This is a genomic window from Vitreoscilla massiliensis (assembly GCF_001457815.1).
Classification (GTDB): domain Bacteria; phylum Pseudomonadota; class Gammaproteobacteria; order Burkholderiales; family Neisseriaceae; genus Vitreoscilla; species Vitreoscilla massiliensis.
Genome location: NZ_LN898220.1, coordinates 116183 through 136909 on the forward strand (window position 1 = coordinate 116183; position 20727 = coordinate 136909).

Genomic DNA, 20727 nt, shown 5'->3' on the forward strand with positions numbered 1-20727 from the left:
ACTGTTTAGAGTGTTTTTTTGATGAATGTACAAGCATGCGGCCTGTAAACCTTTTAAGGCTTACAGGCCGCATCTTTATGGCTACAAAATGCTTGTTTGTCTTTAATCTGCGCTGATAGACAAAGGCTCAACCAGCTCTATCAAATTGTCATCAGGGTCTAGCACAAACGCGATGGTGCGTGTGCCATGTGCCATTTGCTTGGGTGGGGTTTTGATGCGCACACCTGCTTGCTCCAAAGCCGCAACCGCCGCGTGCACATCGTCTACCATCAAGGCCAAATGCCCAAACACCCGCCCTGCCTCATACGCCTCGGTTTGTTGCCAATTGTAAGTCAGCTCCAAACTGGATTCGCTCTCAGGATTAAAACTTAAAAACACATTGGTAAATTGTCCGGTTTCATATTCGGTATAACGGGTCACTTGCATGCCCAAGGTATCGCGGTAAAACGCCAGCGAGCGCTGTAAATCCAACACCCGCAACATCACATGGTCGAAACGGTAATGGATGGCGGATGTCACAGTATCGGTTTTCATATCAATGCGGCCTGTAAATGCAAAACAAGGCTTAATGTAGCAAATCTGCCGCCAGCCGCAGTTGATGCTTGTTTCACGATGTGTGAAAAATCCTCACACCACCGCCTCAGGATGGGGCAAATTGTTGATGAACAAAGGCACGCACGGATTGGAATTGCTCGGCTGCCACATGATGCTGATGTAAGACTGCGGATAATTGGCAGGCGTGTCCAAATCTATGGCGACCAAATCGGCATGCACGTATTTGCGCAGTGATTGCGACAAGATGGCGATGCCCATGTTCGCCGCCACCAAACTCATGATGCCGGTCATGGTACTGGCTTCTTGCACCGTGTTCGGATAAAAACCGGCTTGGCGACAGAGCAAATAAAAATAGCGCCGCCACACCTGCCAATGGTTTTTGGAACCGACCACAAAGCGTTCATTGGCCAAGTCAGGCAAAGCAATGCGCGTTTGCTGTGCCAACGGATGACCTTTTGGCAGCAACACCACCGGATCGTCTTGAAACACCGGTTGCCATGCCACGCCCAATTCTTCTGAGTCCTCAGAAAACGCAAAACCAAAGCCCAAATCCAAACTGCCATGTTGCAAGCCCAAAATCTGCTCTTGTGTCGGCATGTAAATCAAATCGGTGCTGATGTGTGGGTATTGCTGCTTGAAATGCTCCAGCGTCTTGGGCAACACGTCTTGGATGGCGTAATCGTTGTAAGCGATGACCAAATGGCCGATGTCGCCATTTTTGGCTTGCTGCGCCAAATCTATGCCACGGCTTAAGTGGGCAAACACTTGCCGACTTTCTTGCAAAAACAAAAACCCCGCCGCGGTTAATTTTACCTGTCGGGTGGAACGCTCAAACAATTCCACTTGCAGCGCTTCTTCCAAAGCTTTGATCAGGCGGGTGAGACCGGGTTGGGTCATGTGCAACAGCTCAGCCGATTTCTTAAAATGCAGCTGCTCCGCCACCATCACAAACGCCCGCAAATGCTGCAAATCAAAACGAAGTGGGTTCATAGTGCCAACTCTAAAGCCAAGATTAATAACAATTTTGGTAATAATGTGATGCGAATATTGATTAGACAAAGCCTGACGACAGGCTTAGTTTAACCACCATGGCACGGATAACTGCCAGCGACCAGCAATAAAACGGGTTAATTTAATCGAAAAGGAGCGATGCATGTCAATTCAAACAGTTAGACCTTTCTAACTAAACCCGCCACCAAGGTATAGTTGCAAATAAACACAATAATAACAAGCTAAGCGAATTTGAGAGGTTTATCTCAAACACAAAGGATACGTCCGTCGAAGAAACAGAGGAGTACATCAACATGAAACAAGCAGCATCTACAGCAGCAGAACAGCACGATACCAGTCACATCAAAAAAGTGATGCTCGGTTCGGCCGCGGGCACGGTGGTAGAGTGGTTCGACTTTGCCTTATTTGGCTATATGGCCATGTACATTGCGCAAAACTTTTTCCCTTCCGAAGACAAAATGGCCGGCTTATTGGCCACGTTTGCGGTGTTTTTGGTGTCGTTTATCTTGCGTCCCATCGGCGGCATATACTTCGGTAAGCTCGGCGACAAATTGGGCCGCAAAAAAATCTTGGCCTTAACCGTGTTGCTGATGTCAGGCTCAACCGCCGCCATCGGCTTGATTCCCACGTATGAGCACATCGGCATTTGGGCACCGATATTGTTGATTTTAATCCGCTGCGTGCAAGGCATTTCTGCTGGCGGTGAGTACACCGGTGCGACCATTTACACCGTGGAACACAGCCCGCAAAACAAACGCAATTCCTATTCTTGGGCCATGTCTGCCGCCACCTATTTTGCCTTTGCCTTGGCCGCCGGCGTGAGCGCAGGTTTGATTGCCTTAATCGGCCCTGAAGCAATGGGCGACTGGGGCTGGCGCTTGATTTTCTTGTTGGCTGTACCGATGGGCATTGTGGCCTTCTTTATTCGTGACCATTTGTCTGAATCACCTGAGTTCCAACAAATGCGCGCCGAGAAAAAAGGCCAAACCAGCTATTCCGCCAAACAAGTGTTCCAAGCTGAAAAAAGCAACATCATCAAATTGGGTGGTTTTGTGGTGTTGTATGCCTTGTCGTTCTACATTTTCTCGACTTACATGCACTCGTTCTTGAGCACGGTCATCGGTTTGTCGTCTGAACAATCGTTGCTCGCCAGCGTAGTGGCCTTGTTGTTCGTAACCGTATTAACCCCGTTTGCCGGCCGTTTGTCTGACAAAATTGGCCGCCGCAAAATGATGCAATTCGCAGCGATTTGGCATGCGTTGTTGACCATCCCTGCTTACATGATTGTCAGCCACGGTGCGTCTTTACAGGCCGCTATTGCCGGCATGATGATCATCGGTATCGGCCAAGTGGCTGCGAGCGTGGTGGCATCGACTTTGTTGTCAGAAATGTTCCCAACCGACATGCGCTATACCGCTTCTGGCATGTGTTACAACATCACTTTCGCGATTTTCGGTGGTACGGCGCCTTATGTGGCGATTTGGTTGACCGCGCAAACTGGCAGCTATTTGGCTCCGGCCGTGTATGTGACCATCATCGCCGCGCTGTGCTTCTTCTGGGTGACTTTCTTGATGCCAGAAACCGCCAACAAGCCGCTGCGTCGCTACCATACCGAGCCGCAATACGATAATAAATTCGCACCAGAAAACAAAGTCAACGCAGGTTAATACCCCAGTTTCACCTTGTTATCAGCCCCTCGGGGCTGATTTTTTGCGCCATCGCAAACTGAATGCACAAACATTGTTTATCGCCAGAGTCATGGGCACAGACTTGCGCCAACACATTGCCAGGACAAGACAGATGCACTAAATTAACCAACAGCTTGAGATGGACACTCTTTCTACACCTTAGGACAGCCAAATGACCACCCTGTACGTCACCGATGTTGCCGTCAGCAGCCATTACGCCTTGCGCGGCGATGGTTGGATGAATGTCTACCTCAACGACGGCCACATCCTCACCGTGCATTGCCCACAAATCAACGACAACTGGGCGCAAGACACCAAGCGTGTGTGCAACCATGCCTTGGGCAAAGACGAGCAGGTGTTTCAAATGAAATCGCTGTTATTGCAACCGAGCAGCGATGGCGGCTATGTGATGTTGCAAGGGGAAATACAGGCCGCATCCGGCCAAGGGACTTACATCTTTGACATACCCGCCGCCGAAATCCAACACATGTTGGCGCAAGCGCAGCCGCAGCGCATCTTAGGCAGCGAATTTGTGATGGTGGTGTTTGTCATCGGCGCGGCGCTGTTTGGCCTGAAATGGCTGTTGGAAAAATACCTGTTGCCGCGCTTTTCAGATTGAATGGCTGGCAACTTATCTGTGCACAATATTGATAATGCGGCCTGTAAATATTGATGTGATGCCGACACAGCATCACTTGTCCATTATTCAAACTGACAGTTTCAATCCCCAAACTTTGATGCAAAATATACCTACACACTGATGCGGCCTGTAAACCAGTTTTGACCTGTTTTATGCCTATCAAAGCCAATCCTCAATATTACCAATACAGTCTGAAAAACGTCTGCGTATGAATGATTTGTGTGCAAACACGAAGCACCATGCGGCCTGTAAGGCAGTTTCAGCATTGTCCGCACTTATCTATTCCATGAATCAATGCCATAAATTAAGCCTGTGCTTCATCCAAGTTTGAAATGTTGTGTGTCTGCTCATGCGCTCAGCCTAAAATGCGGCCTGTAAGCATTGATGACATTACACCTGCCTCGCAACAGCCATCGTAGTGTACAGACACCAACCTTGCGCCAACAAGATGCACCTATCTTCTTCAGTCTCTCCACCCTAAACCAACTCATACCACATGCGGCCTGTAAACCTACCCATGCATCACAGCGGCGCATAAAAAAACATCCTGACGAACAGGATGTTATCAAAACAACCACGCAAGATTCAGGATGCGTTTGCCACCGCGGCGGTCGCAAACAGCTGTTGTAAGTAAGCGGCTTGCTGCAATAAGGTATCATCGCGGTGCGGCGCGGCGATGAATTGCAAGCCCAGTGGCATTTTGTGATGGTAGGCCAAGGGCAAGCTCACTGTTGGCAAGCCCAACACCTGCCACGCACGGCTCATAAACGGTGCGCCGGTGCCGGTGTCTTTAAGTGGCGCGATGCCAGAAGCAGCTGGCGCCAAGATGGCATCAACGTGCTGCTCCTCCAGCCAATTTAAGAGTTTCTGTTTCAGCACATCGACGCGCGTCAAAGCGGCGATGTAATCGACGTAAGGCAAGTCCAAACCCGTGCGCATCAAGGCTTGCATGTGCGCACTCAAGTCGGCACTGTGTTGTTCAAACACCAGATTGCGCGCCACTTCAAACGCCATGATTTGGCTGTGCAATGCGGTCAATTCCGCCACTTCGGCGGCAAATGGCAAGGGCACAATATGATGGCCGTGTTGTTGCAATTCTTGCTGACATTGCGCCAGTGCCGACAACATGGCAGCGTCCATCTCGCCCAAGTTCTGCCCATCAAACAGCGCCAGTTTCAAACCTTGCTTCGGCGCCACAGAGGCGGCCTGTAAAGACTTGTGCAACAACACATCGCGGATTAATTGCGTGTCTAGCGCATGGTTGCTGAGGATGCCGAGTGAGTCTAGCGACTGCGCCAAAGGCTGAATGTTGCGCAGCGAAAATTCACCACGGCTGCCAACATAGCCAACACAACCGCAATACGACGCCGGCCGTATCACCGAGGCAGCGGTTTGGGTGCCAAACGCAATCGGTACCATATAATCGGCCACCGCCGCGGCCGAGCCGCTGGATGAGCCGCCAGGCGTGCGCTCGGCGTCATGCGGGTTGTTGGTTTTGCCGGCCTGAAAATAGGCAAACTCGGTGGTGACGGTTTTGCCGATTAAGATGCCACCGGCGGCTTTCATCGCCGTCACACACGAAGCGTCCATGCTCGGTACGCGCTCGCTGTGGATGACCGAACCCATGCTGGTGGGGATGTCGGCGGTGTCGATGACGTCTTTCACCGCAAACGGCAAACCACGCAACGGCGAAGCATCGTAAAATTCGCGCTTACCTTCGTATTCGGCCAAATAATCGTCTTGTTCGATTAAGTATTGCCACGCCTGCACTTGCGGCTCGCGCACGGCAATGCGCTGATAAAACGAGGCCACGATGTCGGGCAATGTCGCTTCACCCGCGTGCAAGGCGTGCAGCAAGCGGTGTAACGGTTGTTTAAACCACTGTGGTTTCATCTTGCCATGCCTCCAATTGTTGCAATAAGTGCGCATCTACCGTTGCCACACCACCGCCGATGCGACCACGTGCGCCGGCCGCGTCTATCATGCCCAATAACACCAAGGGGCCAGTACCATTTTGCAAGATGGCATCGTAAGCACTGATGCCCAAGCGCCCTGCCAAAAATGGCAAACGCTGGCTTAAAAATTGGCTGTGACGGCTCAGATAATCAACAGGCAAAAACGCCTGTAGGTTTTTGGCACTCAGACTGGCCAAATCCAAACACTGCCCACCCAAGCCGACAAAATCCACCACCGCGCTGTCACCAATTGTGCCCAAGGCTTGCGCGGCCTCATTGCCGGCGTCTTTGTTGCCCACTATCGCCGGCGCATCCACCACCAACCAGGTGCCGGCTTGTTCGGCCAGTTGCAACCCAAAGCGCAAACCGTTGCCACCGACTTTGACAATGCCATGCGCCTCGGTTTGTGCGGCCAAAATCAGCGCACTGGCGGCCATCCAATAATTCAGCGCCCATGCCATCGCGCTGTATAAGAATGTCGTGCTGGTCTCATCGTCTATGCCCCACGACACAATGATGTCGGCCAACAAACGTGAGCCATACATGGTGCGGGCATGGCCGTCGTCGCCATTCAATAAGGCGGCCTGTAAGATGGGTGCCAAATCCACATTGCCACCAAATTGCGCCGCCATGCGCGCACCCAAGTCTTGGTGCAACCAGCTCAGGTGCGGCACAATTTCATCCGCATCAATACCCAAACGCGTGCACCATTGCATGCCCTCGTTCAACACCGAGTATTTACGGTTTACAGGCCGCTTGTTATCGCTTACTTCCAACACATACATTGATGGTGTCGCCACGCCAGCCAAAGGCACGACCACATCATGGTCTTGCGCTGGCGCGAGCTTCACATCACCTGCGTCTAACAAGGCCTCTGCTGCAGATTTGTCCGCCGCCCAACCTTCATACACAATGCCAATTAACACCGAATTGCGCACCGCTGGCGGCAATTCGCTGGCCGAGCGAAACGGTGGCCCCGCATGCAAAACCCAGCGCTCGCCCGTTGGCAATACCGCCGCCAACGGTTTCACACCCGTCCAAACCGGCACCACTTGTTGTGCAGGCGTCCATGCGCTTGCTTGTCCATGCTGAACCATCTCCACCATTTCCTCGTCCCCTTCCTTACGCCACGCGCACCCAAGTTTCACTGTTGGCCAAGCTCGCCGATTGCGCGCGCGTGCCATTGAAATCGCGTTCTATGGTGCTGCCTTGCAAGGCCACGCCGTTGACCAATACTTGCGCGCTTTGCGCTGGATGGAACACGCACATCATCTCGTGTTTTTGGGTTTGGGTTTGGCTTTGTGGCAAGTCCACGCAAATTGCTTGCTGTTGCATGTCGTGCCATTGCATGTCGATTTTCAGGCCGGCCTGTACAGAACTGACCGACTCAATCACCACATCAGGAAAACGATTGGTGGTAGTGAACACGCCATCAGCGACGATTTGTAAGTGATCCAAAGCCACGGCCTTGCGGAACAAACCGAAATGGCGCACAAATTCCGCAACCAAATACTCGGCCAACGGTTGATTGTCGGTAATCATCACCCGCGTTTCTGCGCCTGTGCCTTGTTCATACGGATTGTCCAATACCAAGATGGCTTGGCCGCTGCCAAAATCGGAGCTGGCGATGCGAAAATACAAAGACAAAGACGACCAATCTTGCTCGGCATCGGTTTTCAAATAAATAAACGGATTGTCGCCTGTCCAGTCCAAAGTGCCGGTTTTAATGCCTGTCATGATGTGTTCCTTATGAGTAATGGTTTATTCGCTGATGGCTGCGGATGCGTATTGCGCCCGCAATTGCTCAAAATCGGTGCTCGGCTGCCAACCCAAAATGTCTTTGGCGGCGGCGCTGCTGAAGATGGACGCGCGCGGATTGTGTTGATACCAAAGCGGACGCTTGATTTCTGGCACACTGCCGATGATGCGCTGATACCATTCTTGCGTTGGCTGTGGGTGCGAACTGTCATCGGCGCTGATGTAAAACACACCATAGCGCAAACCTTGGATGTTCACTGCCGCTTCAAACGCCTTGGCCAAGTCGGCCGCCCAAATGTAATAGAACAGCCACTGGCGGTTTTCGGCATCCACAAAGTCGATGTATTCGTTTATGGTTTCTGGCAACACCACCGCCAATGGGCGCAAGCAAATGATTTCCATATCGGTGGCGTCACTGAAGCTTTTCGCCATTTGTTCCATCATGATTTTGCTGACGCTGTAAGCCTGATACGGCTTGTTGTCGTGCGCTTCGTCGACAGGCAGGTATTGCGGCGTCCATTCAGGCCGCATTTCTGACAAACCGCTGGCAGAAATGCTCGAGCACAACACCACTTTTTTCACGCCATTGTCACGACAGGCTTGCAACACATGCCAAGTGCCACGCACATTGACATTGATGTATTGTTCTTCCGCCGCTTTCCAGTCGAAATCGATGGCTGCCAAATGAATCACCGCATCCGCGCCTTGAGTAGCCGCACGCACTGCATCCAAATCCATCACATCGGTGGCGACAAATTCCACTTGGTGTTGACTGGGTTTCAAATCGGCCACCACCACCTGCATACTTTGCATCAATTGCTGCACCACATACGAACCGACGCGGCCTGAACCGCCGGTAACAACCACTTTCTTCATGATGTTTATCCTTTGTCTGTTTGTTGTTATAAGTCCAAAACCAATTCGTCCGACAAGGCGCGCGACACGCACACCATCATCGTTTCATTCAATTCGCGCTCTTCTGGCGACAGCACAAAATCACGGTGTTCAGGCCGGCCTGAAATCACCACGGTCTCACAAGTGCCGCAAGTGCCGTTTTGACACGAGCATTTGACGCGAACACCCTCGCGTTTGAGCGCTGCCAAGATGGTTTCATCGCTGCCCACTTGGATGTGTTTGCCCGATTTGTGCAAGGTCACGGTAAAGGTATTGCCGGTGAGCGTTTGCTCGTCCACCGCCACGGCAAAACGCTCCACTACCAATTGCCAACCAATGTGGCTTTGCTGACTTTGGTATTGCTCCAATGCATCGAGCAAGCCTTGTGGGCCACAGGAATACACCGTGGTGTGCGCATCCAAAGCAGCTAGAGCGGCCTGTAAATCGTATGGCCCATCGTCATCGGAAGCATGCACATGAATGCGCTCGGCATCGCGTGCTTGCAAATCGGCCAAAAAGATAAAATCAGCCGGCGAACGCGCCAAATACAATAACTGCCAATCCAAACCCGCCGCTGCCGCTGCTTCTACCATGGGCACGATGGGCGTGATGCCTATGCCACCGGCGATGAAATAACATTTGTTTTGCGCCGCAAACGGAAAGTGATTTTTGGGCACACTGACGGGCAGCACATCACCCTCTTGCAACACCTCATGGATGTAAGCCGAACCGCCACGACTGGCCTCGTCTTTCAATACCGCAATCTGCCAGTGTTGCGTGTCGGCTTGGGTGCCACACAGCGAGTATTGGCGGTACAAAGGTTCGCTTGCACCCAATTCCAATTCGATGTGTGCCCCCGGTTCCCAAGCGGGCAAGACACCACCGCCATCCAGTCCCAAGGTCAAACCCACCACCCGCTCTGACAATTGGGTTTTCTTCAAAACGCGGGCATTCAGTGTTTGTGTTGGCATGTCGCTCTCCTGCGCTGGCTATCAAGCGATGGCTTCAATGGGCAATACCGCTTGCTGTTTGGCAGCACGGGCATCTTCGGCGCGATATTGTTCAATCAACCAGTTTTGCAAACGCTTGATCACCAGCTCTTGGTTGGTCAAACGACCGCGCGATGAAAACTGCGATTTCATGCCCATGTGCGAACGGCGCCATGCAAACAAGTCCTCTATCATCACCGGATACAAATCGTCGTGCTCGGTGTGGAATTTTTCCAAATGGTCATCGCGTTCCAAGGTCGATTGTGGGTATAACCACGACACGCCATACGTCGATTGGTTGGCGCTCTTAGGCAGCCACATGAAGTATTTGACCTTGTCTGGCATCGCCACCAACAGCAGATTCGGTGCGATGGTCACATACGACAATTGCGTGCGCTCTTGCTCGGTCAAGCCGTCCATAGGCGGTTGCAAAATTGAACCGGTATTGGTGGGCGCCGCGTCCATGTGCGGTGAAATCAAATTGTAAGAAACGATGCCATTGGGCAAATCATTGAAGGCGACGTGTTCATCGACGGTATCAGGACGGGTGTCGTACATCGCCCCCCAAGACGAGGCGTGCAAGAAGCTGCAGTGGTAACACTCGTCATTGAAAATCTTCCAGTTCCAATCGAAGCTTTCCATTTTTAATGGTTCAGACGCGTACAAATCTCTCATGCGGTAATTGGACAATTGCGTGGCCAAATGCCCCAAACGGCTGCTCAAGCTCGGCGCCAAAGCGTCGTAAGTGATGAACACAAAACCTTCCCACACCTCGGTGCGGATTTTCGGCAAACACACGCTTTTCGGGTCGAAATCGGCACCTGAGTCGGTCAATCCGGGGGCAGACACCAATTCGCCTTCCATGTTGTACACCCATGCATGCAAAGGGCAGCTGATGCGGCGCACATTGCCCGCGCCTTCGAGCAACAGCATATTGCGGTGGCGGCACACATTCGATAACACATTGACGTGACCTTCACGGGTGCGTATTGCCAACAAGGCATCGTCGCCCACTTCAAACGTGAAGTAATCGCCGGCTTTGGGAATGTCGTTGGCACGGCCAACACAAAACCACTGTTTCTTCCACACCGCATTCAATTCAAATTGGAAAAAGGCCTCATCGGTAAAACATGCTGGCGGCAAGGCATACACTTCGTCGGTTTCTTGGGCAAAGAAACTGCTGTCAAATTCTTCAATCGCTATCGGTGAGCGCAATACGGTATTCATGTCGGTTTCTCCTCTGAGGCAGTATTCGGGTGCCGCTTGGGGCTGTTGTTTTCTGTGTAGCCATCATGCGACAGAAGCCCCGTCTTGAAAATTGAGGAAATTTGATGGATGGATGAGTTTTTTTGAAGGCAAAAAAACCGCTTGCATGTCTGCAAGCGGCCTGTAACTGTCTGAATGCGTCGCTAAAGCCTTAAGTCAAGGCAATGGAAGCCACCCAAGCTATGAAATCCTGCTCTTGGCGGCTGAGATTGGCCTCTTTTGGATAAGCCAGAAAATACGCGTATTCGTCCAAGCACACGTCAAACAAACGCACCATCTCGCCTTGCTCGAGCAAAGGCTGTAACAAAGCCGGACAACCAAGCATCACCCCTTGCCCATTCAACACCGCATTCATGCGCACATTGGTGTCGTCGATGTGAAAGCCTTTGCTCGCCTGCATGTCTTGACCTGTGGCCAGATACAGCCATTGTTGCCAGCCCAAATGGTTTTCTTCATGTATCAAAATGTGTTGGTTCAAATCGCTGGGCTGGGCAATCGGGCCGTATTGCTGCAAATACGCCGGCGAACACACGGGCGTGAGGTTGCCGGGGATGATGGGCAAGGTGTGTAAGTGCGGCCAATCACCTTGCTTGCCCCAGACGATGGCGAAATTGATGTTGTCGCGAAAAAAATCCGGTGCTTGCAAGCTGTGGATCAAATTGATTTCTATGCCCGGATGCTGGCGCCACAAATCGCCCAATTGCTTGGTAAACCACATGCTCGATACAAACGGCCGCAGCGACAGATTGATGCGGCTTTTGCCATGCGGCATGCGCAATTCGCTCAGCGCTTGGTTGATTTCGTAAAACGGCCGCTGCAAACGGTTGAACAAAAACAAACCTTGCTCAGTGAGCTCGAGCGAACGGTTTTTGCGCAAAAACAATTTGCAGCCCAAATACTCTTCCAAAATCTTGATTTGGTGGCTGATGGCCGACGGCGACACCAACAAGTCTTCCGAAGCCTTGGTGAAATTCAAGCGCTGCGCCGACACGGTAAAGGTTTTTAAGGCATTTAAAAGAGGGACTTGCATAAGCATCCTGATTCAAAACACAACACGCAATAGGCATCGCGCCGACACAGCGCTGCCAGATGTGGGCCAGTCTAAGCCGTAAGCCGCCATCAAGACAAGGGATAAGCGGCCTGTAAATGCATTGCTGCTGTTTACAGGCCGCTTATCATGCTGTCTCCACCTCAAAGTGCTGTTTATTCCCTGCCAAGAACGTGTTTTTCCACACTTTAAGCCCTTGTTTTCACTTTTACACCACACCTATTGCACCCATCAAGCCGCATGCAGCTTGGCTTACACGCTCAATATATTTTTTAGATATATAAAAATTAATTAATATTCTTTTTTAAGCAAAATCATCACTGCTAGCATGGTTTCATCTTCTGAACCAAGCCAAACGGGGTGCGACATGTCGCCAGTATTGCAGTTAAAAAACAAAGATTTCTTGGAGCACCACAGCAACGCTTTGCCAGCAAACGGCGGCGAAATCCATCCACTCACCGCATGGCAGTGGTTGAGCGACAAACAAGCAATATTGGTCGATGTGCGCAGCGCCGAAGAGCGGGTGTTTGTCGGCCATGTGCCAGGCAGTTTGCATGTGGCTTGGGCCAATGGCACCAAACTCAATCGCAATCCGCGCTTTGTGCGCGAATTGGCCGCCAAAGCCGATGTGAACAGCGTGGTGTTTTTGTTGTGCCGCAGTGGCAAACGCTCGGCTTTGGCGGCAGAAGAAGCCGTGAAGGCCGGTTTTACACAGGTATACAGCATCGCCGAAGGTTTTGAAGGCGATTTGGATGCCAGCGAACAGCGCGGCCGTTTCAATGGTTGGCGTTTTCACAAACTGCCTTGGGTACAAGCCTAAACCCCCTATTGCGAGGAAATCCCATGTCTCAAACCAAAACCACCACCGCCGCACACGCGGCTACCCCACACCTGAATCTGGATTTGGACTTGGCTGTAGCCGATTTGAAAGCCATACGCCAACAATGGAGCAGCATCCAAGGCCGCGGCGAATTCAATCACGTTGCCTTGCCCGTGCCTGAAACGATTATTGCCGCCATAGACAATTTGAAACTGGCGCTGTTTCCACAGCGTTTGGGGCGCATCAACCCCAGTACCGTCAATGAAGACCATTTTGTGCGCAAACATTTGCTCACAGCCAGCTTGGATTTGCAACAGCAAATCGGTTTGGAATTGCACCACCGCGCCACACTTAATGGCGGCTTAATCGACTTTACCGAAACCCAGCAACACATCGCCCACATCTTGTCGCAATTGCTGCAAGCCTTGCCGCAGATACGCAGCACGTTGGAAGAGGATTTACTGGCCGCTTTACGCGGCGACCCTGCCGCCAAAAGCACCGATGAAATCATCTTAAGCTACCCCGGTTGGAATGCCATCGTGCACTACCGTTTGGCGCATTTCTTTTATCAGCAAAACCTGCCCATCGTCTCACGCATCATCGCTGAACATGCCCACAGCAAAACCGGCATAGACATACACCCCGGTGCGCAAATTGGCTCTGGTTTGTTCATCGACCATGGCACCGGCGTGGTCATCGGTGAAACCGCCATCATTGGCAACAATGTGCGCATTTATCAAGCAGTGACTTTGGGTGCAAAACGCTTTACCGAGGGCGAAAACGGCTATTTGCACAAAGGCCAAGCGCGCCATCCGATCATCGAAGACGAGGTGGTGATTTATGCCGGTGCCACCATACTCGGTCGCATCACCATAGGCAAAGCCTCGGTCATCGGTGGCAATGTGTGGCTCACCCACAGCACCCCACCGGGCAGCCAAATTTCCCAAGCCATTACCCGCAACGCTAGCCCAGATGAAGTGTTCATCAACGGCGCCGGCATTTAAACCTACTGTACAGGAGCACTACCCATGTCTGAAACGTCTGATCCACAATTGGCGCTGGGCGACAGCGCAGCAAGACAGCTTGCCAACGCCACCAAAACCGCGCCCATACTGGAAACCATCTCACCACGTTGGCTGACCTTATTGCTGCAATGGATACCTGTTGAAGCCGGCATTTACCGCTTAAACAAGGTCAGCAATGCTGAAGAATTGGATGTGAAATGCTCCAAACGCGATCAGTCAGAATTGCCAACGATTTATGCCGATTACGATGCGGCGCCGCGCGAGTATTTTTTGAACTCGGTCAGCACCATCGTCGACATCCATACCCGCATCAGCGATTTGTACAGCAGCCCATTTGACCAAATCAAAGAGCAATTGCGGGTCAGCATCGAAACGGTCAAAGAAACCCAAGAAGCTCAGCTGATCAACAATGCCGATTATGGTTTGCTCGCCAATGTCCATCCCGATCAAGTGGTGTATCCGCTCACTGGCGCACCGACGCCTGATGATTTGGATGAATTGTTGACCAAGGTATGGAAAGAGCCGGCTTTTTTCTTGACCCATCCGTTGGCGATTGCCGCGTTTGGTCGCGAGTGCACGCGTCGCGGCGTACCGCCTCCTACCGTGAGCTTGTTTGGTTCGCAATTTCTCACTTGGCGCGGCATTCCGCTGATACCAAGCGACAAAGTGCCGCTGGCCGATGGCAAAACCAAAATTCTGCTGTTGCGTGTGGGAGAGAAACGCCAAGGCGTGGTCGGCTTGTTCCAACCGAATTTGCCCGGTGAGCAATCGCCCGGTTTGTCGGTGCGCTTTATGGGCATAGACCGCAATGCGATTTCGTCTTACCTGATTTCGCTGTATTGCTCATTGGCGGTGCAATCCAAAGATGCGTTGGCGGTATTGGAAGACGTCGAAATCGACAAATACTACGAATACAAGCACGAATACAAATAAACAAGGGGCTTAGGTCATGACGACTTTGACACACTTGACGTCAGGCAAGCCCTTGCCTGACGCCAGTTCACCACCATTGGCTTTAATCGAACAACTGGCCAACAGCTTGTTCAAAGCCGCGCCCAACCAAGATGCAGCGGACACGGCGAACACCAACACCGCAACACAATATGCCAATGCGCCGCAACATGTATGGCACAATCATGCCGCCAACGCTGGACACAACACGCCTGAACACTGGCCACTGCACAGCAATGCGGCCCAACAATACACCGCTCCTGCTGCTTTACAGGCCGCATCGGTAAGCGGCTACACACCGCAATTGAGTCCACAAGCTGCCAACACCGATTTGCAGCCATTCAGCACACCACACACGTCCCAAAACACCGATTTCACCCACAGCATTCCGCTCATCCCCAGCCGCAACTTGCTGAGCGACAATACCCAACAATTCGGCTTTTTGGCCGATACGCCGCTGGGTCAAGGTCGCCCCGCGCCGGAGGTGTCTGTCCCCAATCAACACGCTTCTGATGTGCTTACAGGCCGCATCTTAAGCCCTGCACACACCACCCATAGTGACAACTCATCCGGCTTTTACTTTGCCCCCAACGAGCTGGTCTTGGCCACGTCCAAAACCTATGGCGGCAGTGCGTTTCCGATTGAACGCATCCGCAATGACTTTCCCATCCTCAAAGAACGGGTCAATGGTCATCCATTGGTGTGGTTAGACAATGCTGCCACCACCCACAAGCCCCAAGTGGTCATAGACCGCTTGGCCTATTTTTATGCACATGAAAATTCCAACATCCACCGCGCCGCCCATGAATTGGCCGCCCGCGCCACCGATGCTTACGAACATGCCCGCGAAACCGTGCGCCGTTTCATCGGCGCGGCCTCGACCGAAGAAATCATCTTTGTGCGCGGCACCACCGAAGCAATCAATTTGGTTGCCAACACTTGGGGCAGTGAAAACATCCATGCCGGCGATGAGATTGTGATTTCGCATCTGGAACACCATGCCAACATCGTGCCATGGCAAATGCTGGCACAGCGCAGCGGCGCCAAAATCAAAGTCATCCCCGTTGATGACGATGGTCAAATCCTGCTGGCTGAATACCAAAAATTGCTCAGTCCTAAAACCAAATTGGTGGCGATTACCCAAGTATCGAATGCCTTAGGCACGGTTACCCCGACCCAAGCCATCATTGATTTGGCTCACCAAGTCGGCGCCAAAGTATTGGTCGATGCGGCGCAATCCATCGCCCACATCAAAACCCAAGTGCAAGTCCTCGATGCGGATTTTCTGGTGTTTTCCGGCCACAAAGTGTTCGGCCCCACCGGCATAGGCGTGGTGTATGGTAAGAAACAGATATTGGAAGCCACTGGCCCGTGGCAAGGCGGCAATATGATTGCCGATGTCACGTTTGAGCACACGCAATACCACTTGCCACCGACACGTTTTGAAGCCGGTACCGGCAACATCGCCGATGCCGTCGGTTTGGCCAGTGCTTTGGAATACATCGAAAACATCGGCTTGGACGCCATCAACCAATACGAGCATGATTTGCTTGGGTATGCGACCAATCATTTGCGCAGCATCCATGGCTTGCGTTTAATTGGCACCGCCGCCGACAAAGCCAGCGTCTTGTCTTTCACCTTACAAGGCTTTAGCACCGATGAAGTGGGGCTATACCTGAATCGCCGCGGTATTGCCGTGCGCACTGGCCACCACTGCGCGCAGCCGATATTGCGCCGTTTTGGCGTCGAACAAACCGTGCGCCCATCGCTGGCGTTTTACAACACCCATGCAGAAATTGATTTATTGCTGGACAGCATACGCAGCCTGCAGCGCCAACGCCATTGATGTTGCCATGAACTCTGCTCTTCAGTTTTCTTCTCTGTTCGCTGCCCAGAAGTTTGGGCAGTTTTTTTATGCGTCTGATGCTGTGATGCATGCGGCACTGCAGCCGTCAGCAAAGAAGCACGGAAAACGGGGATATGAAAACAGACAGAACTTGTAAGAAACCGTACAAACCCGCACGGTAAGCCATCACAGACACCCATTGGGACAAATAAGCGTCAACAACACGCATGAAAAAAGCCTGACTGTAAAGTCAGGCTTTTTAGAATCTTGGTGGAGGTAAGCGGGATCGAACCGCTGACCTCTTGCATGCCATGCAAGCGCTCTACCAACTGAGCTATACCCCCGTAAGAGATGTGCATATTATCAGCATTTTTTAAAATTGCAAACACTTGCAACCGCAAAATCACCCGATTTTTTGCAGCACAACAATAAAGCCATGATGTGACTGCATATTTTCTTTGCCTTGATTTCATCTTTTTTCTTACCAAGCTTCGCCAAGCCGCTCTCAACCGTGATTTACAGATTAGCGTTTTCCCAGTTCATGGCTGCAAAAGCTTATTAGGCGTTCAATCAACACACTCTCAGTGTACTGTCCAATGGTCTAAGTTGGCTGTAGTTAGTTTACAGGCCGCCTTGCGCTTAACTCGCGGCAAAGTCCAGCCTCTTATTTCAGTGCAGTCCAAGAAAGAATACGGGTGAATACCGAGTCAGATAGCGCTTGCTTTGAAGCTCGGTATCCAAATCAAGCGGCCTGTAAACATCTGTTAGCTGTTTACAGGCCGCTTTCATTGGCTGTTTGGGGTGTTATGCGTCTTTGCCCACAAACGTCATAGCCAAAGAATTGATGCAATAACGCTCACCTGTGGGCGGTGGGCCATCGGGGAACACATGGCCTAAATGCGCATCGCAACGGCTGCAGCGCACTTCTTCGCGCACCATGCCGTGGCTGCGGTCGACGATGCGGTAAGTGGCATCAGGCTCGGCTTCGGCAAAAAACGCCGGCCAGCCGCAATGGCTGTCGAATTTGCTTTGGTCGGTAAACAATAAGGCATCGCAACAAGCGCAGCGATAGTCGCCACTTTCGTAAAATTCATTGTAGCGGCCTGTATATGGGCGTTCAGTCCCAGCCTCTCGCGTTATATAATACACGTCGTCTGGTAGCAGCTCGCGCCATTCGGCATTGGTTTTGTGGATTTTTTCCATGGTGATAATCCTTTCTATCGCCCGTCTGCCAATCGTTACACTCGTATTGCAAGCAACTCGATAAGAGGTTGGCAATGGTTTTAGATACTTAGTTTTAGATTACAGAATGAGTCATTATGGCTAAAAAATGGATGGTGGTGGTAGCAGCAACGGTTGCCACCATGGTAGCAATTTTCGCATTATTGTTGTTTTTGCCCAAAAGCAACAGTGGTACTGAACGCATCTTGGTGAAAAAAGGCGATTCAATTTCCAGCTTAAGCCGCCAATTGGATGAAAAAGGCTTGATTTACAGCCGCCCATTCTTGGTGTTAAGCAGCACTTTATTGGGTCGCAGTCAGGTGCGTCCGGGGCAATACCGTTTGCCGGAAAGCATTTCCACTTGGAGCATTTTGCAAAAATTGGCGGGCAATCCCGACAGCTTGTTTGTGCGCATTCCTGAGGGCAGCACGTTTGGCGACATGCGCGCCATCATCAGCCAATTACCGCATTTGGAACACGATGCCAAAGGCCTGTCTGCGCAAGCCATCATCAAGCGCTTAGACCCTAAGCAAACAGCCGAACATCCTGAAGGCTTGTTCTTCCCAGACACCTATGAATACACACCCGGCATGAGCGATATGGATTTGTACAAAACCGCTTATGACAAAATGCAAGGCCAATTGCAAGACGCATGGGACGACAGACAAGGCGATTTGCCATACAAAACGCCGTATGAATTGTTAATCATGGCCAGCATCATTGAAAAAGAAACCGCCCATCCTGACGACAGGGCCAATGTGTCGGCGGTGTTTGTCAACCGTTTGCGCACTGGTATGCGCTTGCAAACCGACCCTACCGTGATTTATGGCATGGGCGACGCTTACAATGGCCGCATCCGCCGTTCGGATTTGCGCCGCCCTACCCCTTACAATACCTATGTGATTGATGGTTTGCCACCAACACCGATTTCCTTGCCCAGCACCGCGGCCTTGGAAGCAGCAGCCCACCCATCCTCAGAAAAATACCTGTATTTTGTGTCGAAAATGGACAGCACAGGTGAGAGTTATTTCAGCCACGATTTAAAGGAACACAATGAAGCCGTCAACAAATACATCCGCAAACGCTAAGCGAGGCTTGTTCATCAGCTTGGATGGGATAGACGGCGCCGGCAAAACCACGCATTTGCAAGCCATACAAGCGTGGTTTGAACAGCAAGATTTGCCTTTTGTGATGACGCGTGAACCGGGTGGCACGCCCTTGGGTGAATCCTTGCGTGCCTTATTGCTCGACCCAGCCACCGACATCAGCAATGAAACCGAGTGTCTGCTGATGTTTGCCGCGCGTCAGCAACACCTGCAAGACGTGATTTTGCCTGCCTTGGCGCAAGGCACACACGTCATCAGCGACCGCTTTACCGATGCGACCTTTGCCTATCAAGGTGGTGGTCGTGGTCTGCCGTGGCACCAAATTGAAGCCTTGGAAACATGGGTACAGGCCGGCTTACAACCCGATTTGACCTTGTTATTGGATGTGCCGTTGGAAGTGTCTATGGGGCGCATCGAAAAATCGCGCGAAAAAGACCGCTTTGAGCAAGAACAAGCCGATTTTTTTACGCGTGTGCGCAGTGCTTACCAACAACGCGCTTTGGCCGCACCCGCGCGCTATGCCCTCATTGATGCCCACCGCGACAAAGCCGTGGTCAGCGCCGATGTGGTCGCAGCGGTGGCGCAATTATTCGACCACGCACGCACGGATGCACAAGCATGATTTACCCATGGCAACAAATGGTTTGGCAACAAGTGCAACAGCGTTGGCACGCTTTGCCGCATGCCATCTTGCTCAGCGGCCAACAAGGCACGGGCAAATGGGCGTTTGCCGAACACTTGGCACAAGCCTTGTTATGTGAGCACGTCGATGCGCACAAAAACGCTTGTGGCATGTGTTCTGCTTGTCATCTGTTCGGCCAACACAGCCACCCCGATTGCATGGTGATGCGTCCTGAAAGCGAAGACGGCAATGCGCGCAAGCTGTTGCAAATCAAAGTGGATGCGGTGCGTGAGGTGTTGGCGTTTGCACAATTGAGCAGCCACCAAGGCGGTCGCCGGGTCATCATCATTGAGCCAGCCGAAGCCTTGAATTTACAGGCCGCCAATGCCTTGTTGAAAATACTGGAAGAGCCGCCTGCCAATGTGGTGTTCATCTTGGTTTCGCACCACAGCGAGCGCTTGCTGCCGACCATTTTAAGCCGTTTGCAAGTGTGGCATCTGCCCACGCCGCCCGCATCTGTGGCGCTGGCATATGTGCAAGAGCAAGGCTTAAGCCTCAGCACCGCACAATTGGCGTTTCAAGCCGGTGCGCCTTTATTGCAAGAAGACGCCAGTTTGCAAGACTTGCGCGCGCAGTGGTTGGCGGTCTTGGCCAAGCCGCGCTTATTGGCCTTATTGGATTTTGCCGCCGAATTTGATAAACACAAACGCCCACTGGGCGAGGCTTTGGATTGGTTGTACAAATGGTTGGTCGACTTGGGGCTTAGCCGCCAAGGTTTGCCGGCATTGTATTATCCTGAGCAACAAAGTGGCCTGTCGGCCTTGGCGACACATTCGCCGTATTTGTGGCAACAATTGGTCGACAAATTGCACAAATTGATGCCATTTGGCCAACACACTTTGAATGTTAAGCTACAATTGGAAGACATCAGCATCGATTACCTAAACCTGATTACGCATAAAGAGGCGAATTAACATGTCACAACCGCAAGTTCCCGGCAAGATGGTGCAAGTCGCTTTATCAGACCGTACCAGCATTTACAATTCTTACATGAGCTTCCTCAACCATGGAGGCATCTTTATTCCCTCTGATGATGATTTCAAGATGGGCGATGAAGTGTTATTGGTATTGGAAGTGGGCGAAGCAGCCGACCGCTTCCCGCTCAAAACCACGGTGTGCTGGATCAATCCCGTGCGCGGCAGCACCACCCGTCCTCGCGGTGTGGGATTGGCCTTTGACAACAGCGATACCGCCAAACAAGCACGCCATTACATTGAAAACAGCCTCGCCGGCTTATTGGATTTACCCCGCCCCACTTACACGATTTAGACA

General features: G+C 51.8%; 20 protein-coding genes and 1 tRNA gene. 10 read left to right on the top strand and 11 right to left on the bottom strand.

The annotated features are described in order from the left end of the window. Nucleotides 1-102 precede the first annotated feature (102 nt). Both BN3003_RS09325 and BN3003_RS09330 read right to left on the bottom strand, forming a co-directional pair. Nucleotides 103-534 (bottom strand): VOC family protein, encoded by a 432-nt coding sequence (locus BN3003_RS09325; RefSeq protein ID WP_082625625.1) that lies wholly within the window; start codon nt 532-534, stop codon nt 103-105. 93 nt (nt 535-627) lie between these two features. Further along, nucleotides 628-1545: a LysR family transcriptional regulator gene (locus BN3003_RS09330; RefSeq protein WP_058356389.1), complete on the bottom strand. Its 918-nt coding sequence runs from the start codon at nt 1543-1545 to the stop codon at nt 628-630. A gap of 314 nt (nt 1546-1859) precedes the next feature. On the opposite strand from BN3003_RS09330, the gene BN3003_RS09335 reads away from it, so the two are divergent. Beyond that, nucleotides 1860-3233, top strand: a complete 1374-nt coding sequence (locus BN3003_RS09335; protein ID WP_058356390.1) for an MFS transporter — start codon at nt 1860-1862, stop codon at nt 3231-3233. Between the two features lie 193 nt (nt 3234-3426). Next, the gene (locus BN3003_RS09340) at nt 3427-3873 is read left to right on the top strand and encodes a hypothetical protein (protein WP_058356391.1); all 447 of its coding nucleotides are present in this window, start codon (nt 3427-3429) and stop codon (nt 3871-3873) included. A 606-nt stretch (nt 3874-4479) separates the two neighbouring features. Here BN3003_RS09340 and BN3003_RS09345 read toward each other — a convergent pair. The 7 genes from BN3003_RS09345 to BN3003_RS09375 all read right to left on the bottom strand — a co-directional run bounded on the left by BN3003_RS09345 (nt 4480) and on the right by BN3003_RS09375 (nt 11786). Then, nucleotides 4480-5787, bottom strand: coding sequence for an amidase (locus tag BN3003_RS09345; RefSeq protein ID WP_058356392.1), 1308 nt, complete (start codon nt 5785-5787; stop codon nt 4480-4482). Continuing rightward, nucleotides 5768-6955 carry an oxamate carbamoyltransferase subunit AllG family protein gene (locus tag BN3003_RS09350; RefSeq protein ID WP_199822577.1) on the bottom strand — a complete coding sequence of 396 codons (1188 nt, stop codon included), beginning with the start codon at nt 6953-6955 and terminating at the stop codon, nt 5768-5770. Before BN3003_RS09350 ends, BN3003_RS09345 begins: the two co-directional genes overlap by 20 nt. 16 nt (nt 6956-6971) lie before the next feature. Beyond that, on the bottom strand, nt 6972-7586 hold the full coding sequence (locus tag BN3003_RS09355) for a hypothetical protein (protein WP_058356393.1): 615 nt from the start codon (nt 7584-7586) through the stop codon (nt 6972-6974). Between the two features lie 24 nt (nt 7587-7610). After that, nucleotides 7611-8483, bottom strand: coding sequence for an NAD-dependent epimerase/dehydratase family protein (locus BN3003_RS09360; protein ID WP_058356394.1), 873 nt, complete (start codon nt 8481-8483; stop codon nt 7611-7613). A 26-nt stretch (nt 8484-8509) separates the two neighbouring features. Further along, complete coding sequence (locus tag BN3003_RS09365) at nt 8510-9472, bottom strand: PDR/VanB family oxidoreductase (protein WP_058356395.1); 963 nt, start codon at nt 9470-9472, stop codon at nt 8510-8512. 21 nt (nt 9473-9493) lie between these two features. Beyond that, nucleotides 9494-10717 carry an aromatic ring-hydroxylating oxygenase subunit alpha gene (locus tag BN3003_RS09370; protein WP_058356396.1) on the bottom strand — a complete coding sequence of 408 codons (1224 nt, stop codon included), beginning with the start codon at nt 10715-10717 and terminating at the stop codon, nt 9494-9496. A gap of 190 nt (nt 10718-10907) precedes the next feature. Further along, on the bottom strand, nt 10908-11786 hold the full coding sequence (locus BN3003_RS09375) for a LysR substrate-binding domain-containing protein (protein WP_058356397.1): 879 nt from the start codon (nt 11784-11786) through the stop codon (nt 10908-10910). Between the two features lie 385 nt (nt 11787-12171). Between BN3003_RS09375 and BN3003_RS09380 the strand changes: the two genes are divergently transcribed. Genes BN3003_RS09380 through BN3003_RS09395 form a run of 4 tightly spaced genes read left to right on the top strand, consistent with a single transcriptional unit; the run spans nt 12172 to nt 16446 of the window. After that, complete coding sequence (locus tag BN3003_RS09380; protein WP_058356398.1) at nt 12172-12624, top strand: rhodanese-like domain-containing protein; 453 nt, start codon at nt 12172-12174, stop codon at nt 12622-12624. Between the two features lie 23 nt (nt 12625-12647). Beyond that, nucleotides 12648-13628, top strand: coding sequence for a serine O-acetyltransferase EpsC (gene epsC / locus BN3003_RS09385; protein WP_082625626.1), 981 nt, complete (start codon nt 12648-12650; stop codon nt 13626-13628). 24 nt (nt 13629-13652) lie between these two features. Continuing rightward, complete coding sequence (locus BN3003_RS09390) at nt 13653-14582, top strand: family 2A encapsulin nanocompartment shell protein (RefSeq protein ID WP_058356399.1); 930 nt, start codon at nt 13653-13655, stop codon at nt 14580-14582. A 16-nt stretch (nt 14583-14598) separates the two neighbouring features. Further along, complete coding sequence (locus BN3003_RS09395; RefSeq protein ID WP_082625627.1) at nt 14599-16446, top strand: family 2A encapsulin nanocompartment cargo protein cysteine desulfurase; 1848 nt, start codon at nt 14599-14601, stop codon at nt 16444-16446. Nucleotides 16447-16714: 268 nt separating this feature from the next. On the opposite strand, the gene BN3003_RS09400 is transcribed toward BN3003_RS09395, so the two are convergent. Next, nucleotides 16715-16790 (bottom strand) — tRNA-Ala (locus BN3003_RS09400). Between the two features lie 460 nt (nt 16791-17250). After that, nucleotides 17251-17649, bottom strand: coding sequence for a peptide-methionine (R)-S-oxide reductase MsrB (gene msrB / locus BN3003_RS09405; protein ID WP_058356400.1), 399 nt, complete (start codon nt 17647-17649; stop codon nt 17251-17253). A 116-nt stretch (nt 17650-17765) separates the two neighbouring features. Here msrB and mltG point away from each other — a divergent pair, with 116 nt between their 5' ends. From mltG to BN3003_RS09425, 4 genes are read left to right on the top strand one after another with little or no spacing between them, the layout of a single operon-like run. Then, nucleotides 17766-18755, top strand: coding sequence for an endolytic transglycosylase MltG (gene mltG / locus BN3003_RS09410; protein WP_058356401.1), 990 nt, complete (start codon nt 17766-17768; stop codon nt 18753-18755). Beyond that, on the top strand, nt 18721-19395 hold the full coding sequence (tmk, locus tag BN3003_RS09415) for a dTMP kinase (protein WP_058356402.1): 675 nt from the start codon (nt 18721-18723) through the stop codon (nt 19393-19395). Before mltG ends, tmk begins: the two co-directional genes overlap by 35 nt. After that, nucleotides 19392-20369, top strand: coding sequence for a DNA polymerase III subunit delta' (holB, locus tag BN3003_RS09420; RefSeq protein WP_058356403.1), 978 nt, complete (start codon nt 19392-19394; stop codon nt 20367-20369). The genes tmk and holB overlap by 4 nt, the downstream gene beginning before the upstream one ends. Nucleotide 20370: 1 nt before the next feature. Then, entirely contained in the window at nt 20371-20724 is a 354-nt protein-coding gene (locus BN3003_RS09425; RefSeq protein WP_058356404.1) for a PilZ domain-containing protein, read from the top strand. The last annotated feature ends 3 nt before the right edge of the window (nt 20725-20727 follow it).

Excerpts from the sequence above, each read along its gene's own strand:
- BN3003_RS09330 (WP_058356389.1), bottom strand. The coding sequence starts at position 1,545 with ATGAACCCACTTCGTTTTGATTTGCAGCATTTGCGGGCGTTTGTGATG.
- BN3003_RS09350 (WP_199822577.1), bottom strand. The coding sequence starts at position 6,955 with ATGGTGGAGATGGTTCAGCATGGACAAGCAAGCGCATGGACGCCTGCA.
- BN3003_RS09335 (WP_058356390.1), top strand. The coding sequence starts at position 1,860 with ATGAAACAAGCAGCATCTACAGCAGCAGAACAGCACGATACCAGTCAC.
- BN3003_RS09365 (WP_058356395.1), bottom strand. The coding sequence starts at position 9,472 with ATGCCAACACAAACACTGAATGCCCGCGTTTTGAAGAAAACCCAATTG.
- BN3003_RS09380 (WP_058356398.1), top strand. The coding sequence starts at position 12,172 with ATGTCGCCAGTATTGCAGTTAAAAAACAAAGATTTCTTGGAGCACCAC.
- BN3003_RS09360 (WP_058356394.1), bottom strand. The coding sequence starts at position 8,483 with ATGAAGAAAGTGGTTGTTACCGGCGGTTCAGGCCGCGTCGGTTCGTAT.
- epsC (WP_082625626.1), top strand. The coding sequence starts at position 12,648 with ATGTCTCAAACCAAAACCACCACCGCCGCACACGCGGCTACCCCACAC.
- BN3003_RS09395 (WP_082625627.1), top strand. The coding sequence starts at position 14,599 with ATGACGACTTTGACACACTTGACGTCAGGCAAGCCCTTGCCTGACGCC.
- BN3003_RS09425 (WP_058356404.1), top strand. The coding sequence starts at position 20,371 with ATGTCACAACCGCAAGTTCCCGGCAAGATGGTGCAAGTCGCTTTATCA.
- BN3003_RS09390 (WP_058356399.1), top strand. The coding sequence starts at position 13,653 with ATGTCTGAAACGTCTGATCCACAATTGGCGCTGGGCGACAGCGCAGCA.
- tmk (WP_058356402.1), top strand. The coding sequence starts at position 18,721 with ATGAAGCCGTCAACAAATACATCCGCAAACGCTAAGCGAGGCTTGTTC.
- holB (WP_058356403.1), top strand. The coding sequence starts at position 19,392 with ATGATTTACCCATGGCAACAAATGGTTTGGCAACAAGTGCAACAGCGT.
- BN3003_RS09345 (WP_058356392.1), bottom strand. The coding sequence starts at position 5,787 with ATGAAACCACAGTGGTTTAAACAACCGTTACACCGCTTGCTGCACGCC.
- BN3003_RS09370 (WP_058356396.1), bottom strand. The coding sequence starts at position 10,717 with ATGAATACCGTATTGCGCTCACCGATAGCGATTGAAGAATTTGACAGC.
- mltG (WP_058356401.1), top strand. The coding sequence starts at position 17,766 with ATGGCTAAAAAATGGATGGTGGTGGTAGCAGCAACGGTTGCCACCATG.
- BN3003_RS09375 (WP_058356397.1), bottom strand. The coding sequence starts at position 11,786 with ATGCAAGTCCCTCTTTTAAATGCCTTAAAAACCTTTACCGTGTCGGCG.
- msrB (WP_058356400.1), bottom strand. The coding sequence starts at position 17,649 with ATGGAAAAAATCCACAAAACCAATGCCGAATGGCGCGAGCTGCTACCA.
- BN3003_RS09340 (WP_058356391.1), top strand. The coding sequence starts at position 3,427 with ATGACCACCCTGTACGTCACCGATGTTGCCGTCAGCAGCCATTACGCC.
- BN3003_RS09355 (WP_058356393.1), bottom strand. The coding sequence starts at position 7,586 with ATGACAGGCATTAAAACCGGCACTTTGGACTGGACAGGCGACAATCCG.
- BN3003_RS09325 (WP_082625625.1), bottom strand. The coding sequence starts at position 534 with ATGAAAACCGATACTGTGACATCCGCCATCCATTACCGTTTCGACCAT.